The sequence below is a fragment of the Caulobacter sp. GW821-FHT10F06 genome, assembly GCF_058809215.1.
Map to the genome: position 1 here is coordinate 59,216 of NZ_JBXASK010000001.1, position 13,584 is coordinate 72,799.

Annotated in this window: 14 protein-coding genes; 5 read left to right on the plus strand and 9 right to left on the minus strand. The window is 69.0% G+C overall.

The genetic code is table 11. From position 1 onward, the window contains the following. Window positions 1–62: 62 nt before the first annotated feature. Together queE and AC1RUS_RS00235 are read left to right on the plus strand one after the other, a co-directional pair. The gene (gene queE / locus AC1RUS_RS00230; RefSeq protein WP_492911847.1) at window positions 63–695 is read left to right on the plus strand and encodes a 7-carboxy-7-deazaguanine synthase; all 633 of its coding nucleotides are present in this window, start codon (window positions 63–65) and stop codon (window positions 693–695) included. A 72-nt stretch (window positions 696–767) separates the two neighbouring features. After that, on the plus strand, window positions 768–1,133 hold the full coding sequence (locus tag AC1RUS_RS00235; RefSeq protein ID WP_492911849.1) for a 6-pyruvoyl trahydropterin synthase family protein: 366 nt from the start codon (window positions 768–770) through the stop codon (window positions 1,131–1,133). A 9-nt stretch (window positions 1,134–1,142) separates the two neighbouring features. On the opposite strand, the gene AC1RUS_RS00240 is transcribed toward AC1RUS_RS00235, so the two are convergent. The 9 genes from AC1RUS_RS00240 to AC1RUS_RS00280 all read right to left on the minus strand — a co-directional run bounded on the left by AC1RUS_RS00240 (window position 1,143) and on the right by AC1RUS_RS00280 (window position 10,297). Then, window positions 1,143–1,394: a hypothetical protein gene (locus AC1RUS_RS00240; RefSeq protein ID WP_492911851.1), complete on the minus strand. Its 252-nt coding sequence runs from the start codon at window positions 1,392–1,394 to the stop codon at window positions 1,143–1,145. Between the two features lie 96 nt (window positions 1,395–1,490). Then, entirely contained in the window at window positions 1,491–1,985 is a 495-nt protein-coding gene (locus AC1RUS_RS00245) for a response regulator (protein ID WP_492911853.1), read from the minus strand. Between the two features lie 167 nt (window positions 1,986–2,152). After that, complete coding sequence (gene aroC, locus AC1RUS_RS00250; protein WP_492911855.1) at window positions 2,153–3,274, minus strand: chorismate synthase; 1,122 nt, start codon at window positions 3,272–3,274, stop codon at window positions 2,153–2,155. 167 nt (window positions 3,275–3,441) lie between these two features. Beyond that, a complete protein-coding gene (locus AC1RUS_RS00255; protein ID WP_492911857.1) occupies window positions 3,442–4,809 on the minus strand; it encodes a pectate lyase in 1,368 nt (455 codons plus the stop codon). A gap of 123 nt (window positions 4,810–4,932) precedes the next feature. After that, entirely contained in the window at window positions 4,933–6,516 is a 1,584-nt protein-coding gene (locus tag AC1RUS_RS00260; protein WP_492911859.1) for a M56 family metallopeptidase, read from the minus strand. Then, the gene (locus AC1RUS_RS00265) at window positions 6,513–6,890 is read right to left on the minus strand and encodes a BlaI/MecI/CopY family transcriptional regulator (RefSeq protein ID WP_492911861.1); all 378 of its coding nucleotides are present in this window, start codon (window positions 6,888–6,890) and stop codon (window positions 6,513–6,515) included. The genes AC1RUS_RS00260 and AC1RUS_RS00265 overlap by 4 nt, the downstream gene beginning before the upstream one ends. Window positions 6,891–7,049: 159 nt before the next feature. Beyond that, window positions 7,050–8,366, minus strand: a complete 1,317-nt coding sequence (locus AC1RUS_RS00270; RefSeq protein WP_492911863.1) for a serine hydrolase domain-containing protein — start codon at window positions 8,364–8,366, stop codon at window positions 7,050–7,052. 119 nt (window positions 8,367–8,485) lie between these two features. Beyond that, on the minus strand, window positions 8,486–9,004 hold the full coding sequence (locus AC1RUS_RS00275) for a GNAT family N-acetyltransferase (protein WP_492911865.1): 519 nt from the start codon (window positions 9,002–9,004) through the stop codon (window positions 8,486–8,488). Between the two features lie 60 nt (window positions 9,005–9,064). Continuing rightward, window positions 9,065–10,297: a YihY/virulence factor BrkB family protein gene (locus AC1RUS_RS00280; RefSeq protein ID WP_492911867.1), complete on the minus strand. Its 1,233-nt coding sequence runs from the start codon at window positions 10,295–10,297 to the stop codon at window positions 9,065–9,067. 82 nt (window positions 10,298–10,379) lie between these two features. Here AC1RUS_RS00280 and AC1RUS_RS00285 point away from each other — a divergent pair, with 82 nt between their 5' ends. The 3 genes from AC1RUS_RS00285 to AC1RUS_RS00295 all read left to right on the plus strand — a co-directional run bounded on the left by AC1RUS_RS00285 (window position 10,380) and on the right by AC1RUS_RS00295 (window position 13,488). Continuing rightward, a complete protein-coding gene (locus AC1RUS_RS00285) occupies window positions 10,380–11,141 on the plus strand; it encodes an MOSC domain-containing protein (protein ID WP_492911869.1) in 762 nt (253 codons plus the stop codon). A 94-nt stretch (window positions 11,142–11,235) separates the two neighbouring features. Continuing rightward, window positions 11,236–12,105, plus strand: a complete 870-nt coding sequence (prmC, locus tag AC1RUS_RS00290; protein WP_492911871.1) for a peptide chain release factor N(5)-glutamine methyltransferase — start codon at window positions 11,236–11,238, stop codon at window positions 12,103–12,105. A 243-nt stretch (window positions 12,106–12,348) separates the two neighbouring features. Beyond that, the gene (locus tag AC1RUS_RS00295; protein WP_492911873.1) at window positions 12,349–13,488 is read left to right on the plus strand and encodes a DUF4167 domain-containing protein; all 1,140 of its coding nucleotides are present in this window, start codon (window positions 12,349–12,351) and stop codon (window positions 13,486–13,488) included. The last annotated feature ends 96 nt before the right edge of the window (window positions 13,489–13,584 follow it).

Genomic DNA, 13,584 nt, shown 5'->3' on the forward strand with positions numbered 1-13,584 from the left:
ATCCGCAGTCGTCCTCATCCTGAGCTTGTCGAAGGACGAGGACGGGCCCAGGTAGCGGTCCGATGACCTACACCGTCAAGGAGATCTTCCTGACCCTACAGGGCGAGGGCGGCCAGGCAGGCAAGGCGGCGGTGTTCTGCCGCTTTTCCGGCTGCAACCTGTGGACCGGGCGCGAGCAGGACCGCCACAAGGCCGTCTGCACCTTCTGCGACACCGACTTCGTCGGGACCGACGGCGAGAACGGCGGCAAGTTCCCCACGGCCGAAGCCCTGGCAGACGCGGTCGAGGCCCAATGGACCGGCGGCCCGGACGATCGCCTGGTGGTCTGCACCGGCGGCGAGCCGCTGCTGCAACTGGACCAGGCCGCCATCGACGCCCTTCACGCCCGGGGCTTCATAATCGCCTGCGAGAGCAACGGCACCGTCGTCGCGCCCGAGGGGATCGACTGGGTTTGCGTCAGCCCCAAGGCCGACGCGCCGGTCGTGCAGACCAAGGGCCAGGAGCTGAAACTGGTCTATCCGCAGGACAAGGCGCTTCCGGAGCGTTTCGCGGGCCTGGATTTCGAGCGTTTCTACCTGCAGCCGATGGACGGCCCGGACCGCGAGCGGAACACGCAATTGGCGGTCGCCTATTGCCTTTCCCACCCTCAATGGCGTTTAAGCGTCCAAACGCACAAATATCTCGGCCTGCCCTGACGGATAAGGCGCTCGACTTGGTGACAGGGTCGTTGCGCTAGAGCCTCCCAGGCCTAGTCAAAGAAGCAACAGATGAAGCCCGTCTTCGAGATCACGAAGGCCGCGCATTTCGACGCGGCGCATTACATCGAGCAAGGTCCCGCCGACCATCGCTACCGCAAGCTGCACGGCCACTCGTTCAAGGTGGAAGCCAGCGTGAAGGGGACGATGCAGGATGCCGGCTGGGTCGCCGACCTGGATGGCCTGGACGCCGCGCTCAAGGCGGTGGCCACCGAGCTGGATCATGGCCTGCTGAACGATCGCCCCGGTCTGGAAAGCCCGACCCTGGAGCGCATCTGCCTCTATTTCGCCGAGCGCCTGACGCCGGCGTTTCCCGGCCTGTCGCGCGTGGTGATCTCGCGCCCGACCATCGGCGAGAGCTGCGCGCTCAACCTCTAGGGGCTGGGATCAGCGCGAGCGCTTCCACTCGTCGTATTCGCGCTTCTCGCGATCCTTGTCGCTTTCGCCGGGGATGACCGCCTTGCCGGTGGCCACCACGGCCTTGCCGCCGACCTTGGCCGCGCCGCCGACTACGGCTCCGGTGACGCCGATCGCGGTGCCGGCGACGGTGCCGACCGCGCTGGCCGCCATGCAGCCCTGCAGGCTCAGGCCGAGCGTGACGACGGCGGCGACGGAGAGGAGCTGTTTGGCGCGGGTCATGATGGGCTCATGGCGAAGGACAACGGCTTCATCATGGCTAACAGGTCTTAAGGCTGCGTGAGCGCCTGGCGTCCGGCCCGCGCGGATTGTCGCACCTCAGATGGCGATGGCGTCCTCGTCGCGGCGCCACGGCCCCTTGTGGTCGTCGGCGACGCGGCGGCGACGGTCCGGGCCGAAATAGTCGCCGCTGCGCACATAGGCGCGGGGCTGGTCGATCAGCAGGGTCAGGCGGTGGACCAGAGCGCGGCCTGTCACCGGCTTGGTCAGGAACTCGTTGACCCCCGCGTCGCGGGCGTCCTGCACGCGGCGCGCCGTCGAGTGGCCGGTCAGCATGATCACCGGGGCGAACGGGTTGGGGCTGTCGGGCGAGCGGCGGAGCTGGTTGACGAAGTCGATGCCGCCCAGGCCGCCCATCTTCAGGTCGCTGATGACGATGTCGATCGGCACGCGACGCATCAGGGCCAGCGCCTCCATGCCGTCCAGCGCCTCGAAGATGTGGCGCACGCCGATGGCGCGCAGCATCTCGGTCAGCAGCAGCCGCATGTGGCTGTTGTCGTCGACCAGCAGGATTTTCAGCGGATCGAAACGCACGCGCTGCTGTCTTCCCCCAAGGCTTGCCCTTGCAACCTTTTGGGGAATTTCCCCAAGGTTATTCGCCTGCCGGAAGCATTACAGTTTTGCAATGTGGAAGGTCAAGCCGCCCCGCCGAGCGTTTTGACGGAGCGGCCCGCCGTTTCCGGTATCGATCGATGCCCGTTCTAGATCCGACCCTCTTGGCCAGGCTGGAAGGCCCCGCCGCCGGTCTGGGCGCGGTGGCGCAGGAAGGCGTCGGCCAGCACGCAGGCGGTCATGGCCTCGACCACCGGCACCCCTCTGATGCCGACGCAGGGGTCGTGGCGGCCCTTGGTGCGCAGCTCGATGTCCTGGCCCGCCTCGTTGACCGTCTCGCGCGGGATCAGGATCGAGGACGTCGGCTTGAAGGCCACGCGGGCCACCACCGGCTGGCCGGTCGACAGGCCGCCCAGCACGCCGCCGGCGTGGTTGGTCAGGAACACCGGGCCGTCATTGCCCATCCGCATCTGGTCGGCGTTGTCCTCGCCGGTCAGGGCCGCGCTGGCGAAGCCTTCGCCGATCTCGACGCCCTTGGCGGCGTTGATCGACATCAGGGCGGCGGCTAGTTCGGCGTCGAGCTTGCCATAGAGCGGCGCGCCCCAGCCGGCGGGCACGCCCGTGGCCTCGACCTCGACGACGGCCCCGGTCGAGGAGCCGGCCTTACGGATCTTCTCCAGGTGCTCTTCCCAGACGGGGATGATCGCCGCGTCGGGCGACCAGTAGGGGTTCTCGGTCGTCTGGTCCCAATCCCAATTGGCGCGATCGATCGCGTGCGGGCCGATCTGGACCAGGGCCGCGCGAACCGTCACGCCAGGGATCACCAGCCGGGCCACGGCGCCGGCGGCCACGCGGGCGGCGGTCTCGCGGGCCGAACTGCGGCCGCCGCCGCGGTAGTCGCGCACGCCGTACTTGGCGAAATAGGGATAGTCGGCGTGGCCCGGCCGGAAGGCCTGGGCGATCTCGCCATAGTCCTTGGACCGCTGGTCGGTGTTCTCGATCATCAGGCTGATCGGCGTGCCGGTGGTGCGCAGGCCGTCTGTGCGCTCGTCCTCGAACACCCCCGACAGGATGCGCACAGCGTCCGGCTCCTGGCGCTGGGTGACGAACTTGCCCTGGCCGGGGCGGCGCTTGTCGAGGAAGCCCTGGATCATCTCGGCCGTGATGGCCAGGCCGGGCGGCACGCCGTCGACGACGCAGCCAAGCGCCGGCCCATGGCTTTCGCCCCAGGTGGTGACGCGGAACAGGTGACCGAAGGTGTTGTGCGACATGGCGGCGCTTCTAGCGGAAAGCGCGCAGGCGGGCAAAGGCGGGTCGGTGATTGCGCGCTCGCCCCCTCCGCGCTTCGCGCTCCTCCCCCATAGGGGGAAGATGAGGTCGGTTCATCCGCCCCCTATGGGGGCGGACGATCGCGAAGCGATCCGGTGGGGGCGAGTGTTCAGCCCCGCACCTTCGCCGCATCGGCCAGATAGAGCTCCAGGTTCGTCCAGCCCGAGCCATCCTTGGCCAGCGCCGCGCCGTCGGCCTTCTTCGGGTTGAAGCCGTGCGCCGTCTCCCAGGCGTCGGGCATGCCGTCGCCGTCGGTGTCGAGCGCCGCCTTGCCAGTCGCCAGGGCGGGCCAGCCGCCGACGTCCTGTTCGTTGTTGATGACCTTGCCGGTTCGGGTCTTCACGCCCTCGATCACCCGCAGGTCGACCGCGTCGCGGCTGACCGAGGCTCCGGCGGCGGCCAGGATGCGGCCATAGGCGCTGGCCGCCGGTTCGGGCGTGATCGGCGCGATGTCGATCGGGGCGGTCTGGCGGTAGCCCTCGGCCTGGACGCCGGTGACCAGGCTCCACGGATCGGCGGGGATCTCGCCGTTCATGCTGTTGCCGGCAAAGTAGGCCTTGGCCAGCGTGTTGCTCTCCTGGAAGGCCACCATCTTCTCGGAATTGGGCCCGGCCACGTAGCTGTTGTCGACGAAGTTGTAGGCCACCAGCGCGGCCTTGTCGGCGTCGTAGCCCGCATAGCCCTTGCCCCAGTTGTAGAAGATGTTGGAGCGGAACTCGATGAAGGCCCCGAGCGGGTCCTTCTCGGGGGCGTCGTAATTGCCCGGACGCGGCATGCGGGCCATGTGGTTGGCCCACAGATTGTGGTGGAAGGTGATTTTTGAACCCTTGCCGCCGCGGATCAGGCTGCCATAGCCGTGGTCGCCCTTGACGTGGATCGAGTGGGCCAGGCTTTCGGCGATCACCGACCACTGCACGGTCAGGTCATAGAAGCCCTGGTCGGGATTGTCGAAACGGGCCGAGGCCGAGAGGGTCTCGTCCACCGACCAGCTGGCCGAGACGTGGTCGAGGATGATCCTGCGGCCCTTGGCGATCCAGATGGCGTCGCCCTCGGTCTTGCTCTCGGCCCCCAGGCGCGAGCGGATGAAGCGGATGATCACGTCGTCGGCCGCGACGACCAGGGTGTGGTCGCGGACCGTGATCCCGCCGCCCGGCGCGGTCTGGCCGGCGATGGTGATCTGGCCGTTGGCGATCTTCAGCTCGCTCTTCAGCTGGATCGTACCGGCCACGTCGAAGACCACGGTGCGCGGGCCCTTGGCCTCGATCGCGGCGCGCAGGGAGCCGGGACCGGCGTCGTCCAGGTTGGTCACCCGGAGCACCGCCCCGCCGCGACCGCCGACCGAGAGGCGACCCGCGCCCTCGGCGCCGGGGAAGGCGACGACATCCTTCGGGGCGGCGACGGACGGTCCCGTCGCGCAGGCCGTTGCGGCGAGAGCCAGGGCGACGAGCCCGGCGGCGTTCTGAAGGTGGCGGCGCATGCTGTGTTTCATCCCCGACGGACCGGCGGCGTCTGATGCGCCGCCTGAAGGTTCGGGGCGAAAATGCCGGTGGAAAATGGCTTTGTCCACCGGTGTCATTTCCGAGATTGCAGGCGTTTGGACCTAGAGCGGCTTGGTGACGATCTTGACCACGGTGGTGAGATCCTTCTCGCGGCCCTTGCTGGTCACATCCAGGCCCGCGATGCTGTCGAGCGGGACCGTGTCGGGGTCGAACCCGGCCGGCTGCCTCACGCCATTGAGCAGATAGGTCGGGTGCGCGGCGCCGGACAGGATCGCGGGGTGTTGCGAAAGCCGTTTCACGTCGCCGAAAGATTCCTGCGGCTTTGCGGCGGCGGACGGGATCGAGCTGCTTCCGGCCTCAGGACCCGACTTGGCCAGGGTGACGTCCAACGTGACGTTGGTGTGCTCGCCATCGAGACGGTTGGTGACCACCACGCGCTTGATCGCGCCAGGGGGCAGGCGGTCCGGAGCGAAGTCGGCCGGCGCGGCGCGGCCGTCGACCAGGATGACCACAGCCGGAGATTTCTGCCGGACCTTCATGCGGACATCGCCTTCATAGGCCGAGACGTCCTTGCCCAGGATCTGGGCGTAGGCGCCGGTGATCTCCACGTCGATGCGCCGCCCTTTTTCGTCGGAACGGATCGTGGTCCGGTTCACCGCATGGCCGCCTTCGCGATGTTCGGCGGCGGCGAACGAGCAGGCGCCGACGGCGGCCAGGGCCAATGCGCCCATCATGGTCAGGACCGCTTGACGGGCCAGAGCGGCGGGGCGGCGGGGTTCGAGGATGGCTTTCAGGCGCATGACGGTCGGGTGTCCTTCCTTGCCGGTGAAGGCGGGGTGGAGCGAGGGCGCGGCGCGCAGGCGCAGCACCTGGATCAGGCTGTCGGCATAGGCGCGACGGGCCTGGGGCGGGGCGTCGCGCAGGGCCAGACGATCGCACAGCTCCTCGCGGGCGGCGTCGGCCCGGGCGCGCAAGGTGATCGCCGGCGGGACCATCCAGAACAGGCCGCCCAGTACGCTTTCGGCCAGCAGCCGCCAGTTGTCGCGGCGCTTCAGATGCGCCAGCTCATGGGCGCAGATCAGGGTCAGGCGCTCGACGTCCAAGCTGTCGGCCAGAGGCGACGGCAGCAGGATGGCCGGACGGCGCAGGCCGGCCAGCAGCGGCTGGTCGACCGCGTCGCTGAGCAGCACCGGCGGCGCGGTCACGCCCAGGCGAGCGGCGGCGGCCTGGGTCGCCCGTGACAGCGCGGCGGACGCGGGACGAGCGTCGCGCACGATCCTGGCCAGTCGCTTCAAGCCCACGCCTTGACGCATGGCGGCGACGGCGAGACCGGTGAGCGAGACGGCGATCAGGGCGGCGGCGCCCAGTTCGAATAGGTTGGGCAGGTCGGGGAGGGCCGGAGCCTGGGCGGCGATGGCCTGGCCCACGGCCTGAGCCTTGGCGACCGTCTCCGGAGCGGCGAAGGTTTCGACCACCGGCGGGGCGACGCTGGCCGGGATCTGCGAGGCCAGCGCCAGCAGGCTCAGGGTGGCGAAGGGCAGAGCGCGGGCCAGGGCCCAGGTCTTGGCGCGCGGGCCCGGATCGTCTGTGACGGCGTCGGCGGTCTTGCCCAGGGCCCAGCCCAGGCCGGCGGCGGGCCAGGCGGCCAGCAGGCCGATGGCGGTCGAGGTCAGCAGCGCGCTCATGACGGCTTGTCCGGATCCAACGTGGCGTTCAGCAAGGTCTCGAGTTCGGCGATCTCGTCGGCCGACAGGATCTGGCTGCCGGCGAAGGCCGAGGCGGGCAGGCGGCCGTCGATCTCCAGCAGGCCGCGCAGGCGCTTCAGCACGCCGCCGATCACGTCGACCTTGGCCTTGTGGGCCTCGTAGACGGCCAAGCCATGCACCGATTTCCTCACCAACAGGCCCTTGGCCACCATGCGCTCGATCACCGTGCGGGTGGTCGACGGCGTCCAGCCCAGTTCGGGGGCGATCAAGGACTGGGCCTCGCGAGCGCTCATCGCGCCGCCGCGCCAGAAGGCCTTCAGGACTTCGAGTTCAAGATCGGAGGGGTCGGTCACGGCGGCTCACGGCATTATGTAGTGAGTACGCTACAAATGTCACGAGTGGGCGTCAAGTGTGGTTTGGAGCGTCGCTCGCCCTTCGCGCCTGCTGGGCTCCTGCCTACCGAGTCGTTTGCTGGGTCTGGGAGGACTGGCCTGCTCGACCGGCCGCCGACCTCACCCCGGGACGCGCGCTTGCGCGATCGCCGTCGTGGCCGGGGCGTCCTTCAACTCCAGCCAGTCGGTGAACGGCAGGCCATAAGCGCGGTCGAACACCTCGGCCTGGAAGCGGAAGGGCAGGTTGGCGTCGCTGTTCCACAGCATCACCACGCCGGTCCTGGTCGCGGGATCGAACATCATGGTCGAGCGATAGCCCGACACCCCGCCGCTGTGGCCGATCAGGCGGTGGCCCTTGTAGGTGAAGCTGCGCATGCCCAGGCCATAGCCGGCGTTCTTCAGCTCCCGCCCGATCGACAGCCGGCCGTAGGGGCGGGCGGTGTTGACCCGAGGCTGCTGGACGGCGGCCAGGATCGGGGCCGGCAGCACATCGGGCCGCAGTCCCATCTGGGCCTGCATCCAAAGCGCCAGATCGACGATGGTGGAGTTCACCCCCGCCGCCGCCGGCACCCGGTAATAGGCCTCGGACATCGTCAGGGTCTTGCCGTTGCGATGCGGACGGGCCCATTCGGCGGCGCCGGTCAGGCCCGCCGCGCCGATCGTGGCGCTGGTCATGCCCAGCGGCGCGAACAGGCGGCGCTGCACGGTGGCGTCATAGGCCTCGCCGGTGCGGGCGCGGATGACCTCGCTGATCGTGTCGTAGGCGACGTTCTGGTAGCTGTGGCAGGTGCCGGGCGCGCAGGCCTCCGGCACCGCGCCCAGGGCGGCGCGGATCGCGGCCGGGTCCTGGCCGTCCTCCAGCCGGTCGTCATAGGCGTTCTTGGGCAGGCCCGTGCGCTGCGACAGCAGCTGCTCCACCGTCAGGCCGCGCTGAGCGTCGCCGGGCAGGCGCAGGCTGGTGTGGAAGAGCTCCAGCGGATCAGTCAGCGAGAACACGCCGTCAGCCGCCAGCCGGGCGCTGAGCGTGCCCGAAACCGTCTTCGACAACGAGGCCCAGCGGAACACCGTGCGGGCGTCGACGGGTTGGCCGTGCTCGGCCGAGGTCAGGCCATACCCATGGACGAACGACAGCCGGCCGTCCTCGACGACGGCGATCGCCAGCCCCTCCATCGACGGGTCGGTCATCATGGCGTTCAGCCGTCCGTCCAGCGCGCGATAGTCGATCTTGCCGCGCCAGTCGGCCGGCTTGGTCGGCAAGACCAGCGGCGCGGCGGCGGGGATCGAGGTCCGGGCTTTAGGGCCGCCGGTCTTTGAATGGGGCCACAGGAACGCGCCCAGCAGCAGGAGCGGCGCCAGGCCGGCGGCCAGCCACTTCAGCCGGCGGCGCAGGACCAGCGGATCTTGGGTGGGTAGGCCTTGTTGGCCTGCGTCCGGCACGGGCGTCTAACTCTCGAAACAGGCTGGCAAATCAGGCGACGAACACTTCGCCGCCCATCCTTATTGGCCCCTGTCGCGGGCGAGGTAAACGCCAAATCCCGCACCGTGGCGACGCGCCGCTACAGCGCCTTTTCCATCACCGCGAACTTCAGCTCGCTGGTGGTGTCGCCGATCCGGCGGTCGTTGTAGGGGAAGGGCTCGAAGCCGGCTCGCTGGAAGCCCCGCCGCTCGTACCAGGCGATCAGGGTGTCGCGGATGTCGATCACCGTCAGCTTCAGGAGCTTGCCGCCGCGGGCGCGGACATAGGCCTCGCTCGTCTCGATCAGGGCGCGCCCGGCGCCGCTGTCCTGGCGGTGGGGGTCGACGGCCAGCATGCCCAGCAGCCAGACGTCGTCGGCCTGCGGCTCCAGCCAGACGCAGGCGAAGGGACGGTCGTATTCGTTGTCGCGCAGGGTCAGGATCACCGCGCCCGGCTTGGCGGCCAGGTCGGCGCGCAGACTGGCCGAGTCAGTGCGCTTGCCGCCCATGAAGGCCGCCTCGGTCGTCCAGCCCTTGCTGGCCTCGCCGCCGCGATAGGCCAGGTTGACCAGGTCGGCGACGGCGGGAAGGTCCTTGTCGTGGGCGACGACGAGCAGCATGTGGAGCTCCGGAAAAAACGGCAGCGGACCTAGCCATGGCCGGACCGGTTTTCCAAGCCCTCAGCGCCGCCGGACCTTGCCCCAGGCCCCGCCGGCCACGCGGCGCACCATGCCCGCCTCGCGCTTGATCATCTCCCAGGGGTGGAAGGCCAGGCCCACCGTGTCGGCCATGGCCGCGCCGCGCTCGCCCATCGGACGCTCGGGACCGGTCGTCGAGTCGATGGCGGTCTGGTGCTCGATCTCGGCGTTCAACTCGGCCCCGACCAGCACGGCCATGATCGAGAACCACATCCAGATCATGAAGGCGATCACCGCGCCCAGCGGGCCGTAGGTGGCGTCGTAGTGAGCCACGCGGGTGAGATAGACCGAAAAGCCCAGCGACCCGGCCAGCCAGCCGCCGGCGGCCAGCAGCGCCCCCAGCACCACCCATCGCCATCTGGCCCGGGCCCGGCAGGGGGCGAAGCGATAGAGGATGGCGAACGCGACGGCGGTCATCAGCCAGACCAGCATCCAGCGGATCGGGGCCCAGATCTCGACCAGGGCCGACAGGCGCGCGCGCTCCATCAGGATCGGGGTGGCGATCAGGATCACGGCCGCGGCGGCCGCGTAAAGCACCCCGCACAGGGTGAAGAGGTAGGTCAGGGCGGTGCGCGTAACCAGGTGGCGCTTCTCTTCCTCGTCATAGGCGATGTTCAGCCCATCGAAGAGCGCCTTCATGCTGGCGTTGGCGCTCCACACCGACAGCAGAAGGCTGATGATGAAGGCCGCGCCCAGCTTGGTCTGTTCCTGGCTGGCCAGACGCAACATCTGCTCGCCGACGATCTGGATGACGCTGGCGGGAAAGACGCCGGACATCTCGTTCAGCTGCTTCTGCACCTGGCCGACATCGGCGAAGAGGCCGTACAGCGACACGAAGGCGCCGATGGCCGGGAACAGGGCCAGCAGGCTGTAGAAGGTCACGCCCCCGGCCACGGCCGGCAGCCGGTCGACGGTGATCTCGCGCCAGGTGCGCCAGGCGATATCGCGCCAGCCCAGCAGGGGGATGTGGCGCGGATGACGCGCGGCCCGACCGCGCATCGGCTCGGCCTGGTCGAAGTCGTCGGGCGGCAGGACGCGATCCTCCGACAAGCCCGGCGGAGCTTCGTGGACGATCTCCTTGGGCTTGGGAAAAGCGAAGGGGGCCAGGGCCAGCAGCACGATCCACGGCGTCAGGCCGTAAGGACGCGAGGCCAGCCAGCCCCGGATCGGTCGTTTCGGTCCAGGCGCGGAGTCAGGCGCGGCGTCTTCGGTCATGGACCCTCCCGCGGAAGGAAAGCGTGAGCACGCGGGCCGTTCCCGCCTTGCGTCACGGCGAGTCGTCGCCGACCTTGGCCGCATGGAAGCCCGCATCGCCGCCCTCTATCGCCATCCCGTCAAGGGCTTCACGCCCGAGCGCCTGGAAACGGCCGACCTGGCGGCCGGCGCGTGTTTCCCCTGCGACCGGCTCTACGCGGTGGAGGACGGCCCCAGCGGCTTCGATCCCGCCGCGCCGGCTCACATCTCGAAGATGAAGTTCACGGTGTTGGCCAAGATCCCGGCCGTGGCCAAGGCCCGCACCGCCTATGACGAGGCGACGGGCGTCTTCCGCTGCACGGCCGAGGGCGCGCCCGACTTCGCCGGCGACCTGAGCACGAACGCGGGGCGGGCGGGCCTCGAGGCCTGGCTGACGGCTTTGCTCGACGGCGACATCAAGGGCCCGCTGCGCGTGGTCGAGGGCCCGGGCGCCTACCGGTTCATGGATAGCCGCTCGGGCTACGTCTCGATCGTCAACCTGGCCAGCGTGCGCGACCTAGAGGCCAGGCTCGGCGTGCCTGTCGATCCCTTGCGGTTCAGGGCCAACCTCTATGTCGAGGGCTGGCCGGCCTGGATCGAGAATGACTGGACGGGGCGGACGATGACCGTGGGCGGGGCGGTCGCCGAGGTGCTCAAGCCCATCGTCCGCTGCGCGGCCACCCACGTCGACCCGGTCACCGCCGAGCGCGACATCGAGCTGGTGAAGAGCCTCTTCGACCTCTACGGCCACATGTTCTGCGGAATCTATCTCAACGTCACCGAGGGCGGCGCGGTGGCGGAGGGGGATCTTTTGGCGTTGGCGTGACCCACCCTCACGCCCTCGGCTTTTGCCGGGAAAACGGGTGAAAAAGCCGAATCCAGATTCGCCTTGATTGTCTTGTGGGAGTAAGAGCCCGCCCATGACCCTGACCCTCGTCAAAGCCTGGACCGCCGCCAAGGAACGACTGAAGAACGTTCAGATCGACCAGCCGGCCATCGACGCCCGCCTGCTGCTGGAGGTGGCCGCCGACGTCAGTCGCACCGAGATCATCACCGATCCCTATCGCGTGCTGACCCAGGCCCAGATGGACACCCTGGACGACTATCTGAACCGCCGCGCCCGCCGCGAGCCGGTCAGCCACATCATCGGCCGCAAGGGGTTCTGGAAGATCCTGCTGCAGGTAAACAAGAACGTCCTGACGCCGCGTCCCGAGACCGAGGTCATCGTCGACGAGGTGCTGAAGGCCTTCCCGGAGAACATGGCCTTCAACATGCTGGACCTGGGCGTCGGCTCGGGCACGATCCTGCTGGCGGTGCTGGCCGAGCGTCCGGCGGCCAAGGGCCTGGGTGTCGATGTCTCGGAAGAGGCGCTGGCCGTGGCCCGCGAGAACGCCGCCAATCTCGACCTCAACACCCGCAGCACCTTCCTGCGCGGCGACTGGACGGCAGGCCTGCACGACAACGGCTTCGACCTGGTGGTCTCCAACCCACCCTACATCGCCACCCACGTCATCGAGACCCTGGAGCCGGAGGTTCGCGATCACGAACCGCGCCTGGCCCTGGATGGCGGCGCCGATGGCCTGGACCACTACCGCCTGCTCGCGCCCGAGATCCTGCGGGTGCTGAAGCCGGGCGGCATGTTCGCCGTCGAGATCGGCTACGACCAGTCGGCCGACGTCGAAGCCCTGTTCCGCCAGGCCGGCGCGATGGAGGTCCGGACTATCAAGGATCTGTCGACGCATGACCGCGTGGTGGCCGGGGTGAAAAATCCCTTGGAAAGCCTTACGTGACGGGCTAGACGAGAGAGGTCTCCTCTCCAAAAGCCGGGTGACGGGAAAAGCGATCGTCGAAGACGGTCGTAAAGCTCCTCCGGCAGGCGCGCACGGTCCCAAAGCCGGTCGCCGCGCCAGAACCAGGGCGGGGGCTCTACGGAAACCAGTGTCTCGAGAACTTTCAGGGTTCGACCCGACTAGAGACCAACAAGACCGGATGGCTCAGCTCAGACTGACACCCGGACAGGTTCAGAAGAGAACATGAGAGATTTCAAGGGCATGAAGCGCCAGCGCGGCCGCAACAATCGCGGCGGCGGCAACAATGGCGGCAAGCCTCAGCAGCACAACGCCAACCGCGCCTTCGATTCGAACGGCCCCGAAGGCGTCAAGGTGCGCGGCGCGGCCCAGGGCGTTTACGAGAAGTACCAGCAGCTGGCTCGCGACGCCTCGTCGTCCGGCGACCGGGTTTTGGCCGAGAACTACCTGCAGCACGCCGAGCACTATTTCCGCGTCCTGCGGGCCATCCAGCCGAATCGTCCCGTCAGCGACATCATCGGCAAGGACGCCTACTCGGCGTACGAGATCGACTTCGAGGCCGAGCCCGAGGAGGCTCCGGAAGTCGTCGAGACCCCGGCCGCCGAAGGCAATGACGACGGCGAAGGCCAGCGCGACGACCGTCCCCGCGACCGGTTCGAGAACCGTCCCCGCGAAGATCGCCAGAACCGCGACGATCGCCCGCGTGATCAGAACCGCGACGGCCAGAACCGCGACCGTTACGACAACAACCAGAACAACCAAGGGCAGGGCCAGAGCCGCCGTGACCGCTGGCGCGACCGCGACGACCGTCCGCGTGACGGCCAGAACCAGAACCGCGACGACCGCCCTCGCGATGATCGCCCCCGTGACGATCGTCCGCGCGAGGATCGCTTCCGCGACGACCGTCCCCGTGATGATCGTCCGCGTGACGACCGCCCGCGCGAAGAGCGCGCGCCCCGAGAGGACCGCTTCCGTGATCGCGACGACCGCCCCCGGGAAGACCGAGTGCGCGAGGAGCGTCCGGCCGCCGTCGAGGCCGCTCCGGCCGAGGCGCCCGTCGCCGAGGGTCGCCGCGAGCGCGCCCCGCGCCGCGAACGGGCTCCCCGCGACCGTGATCCGTTGGCCGTGATCGAGCCGCAGGCCACGCCGCTGACCGAAAGCGCCGGCGAGGGTTCGCCCGTGCTGCGCGGCCAGGACGGCGCCGTCAGCCACGCCCCGGCCTTCCTGGGCCGCTCGTCCGCCGCGCCGGAGGCTCCCGCCGTCGAGGGCGGCGAAGAAGTCAAGAAGCCCCGTCGCCGCCGCGCCCCGCGCAGCTTCGAGGGCGGCGAAGGCGCGCCGACTCCGTCTGAGTCCGAAGAGGCCTGATCGGCGTCTTCATCGAAGTTGGAAGGGGTCGCGAAAGCGGCCCCTTTTTTCGTTGCGCGTCGCTTTAAGCGGCGGAGGGATGCAACCCCAAACGGT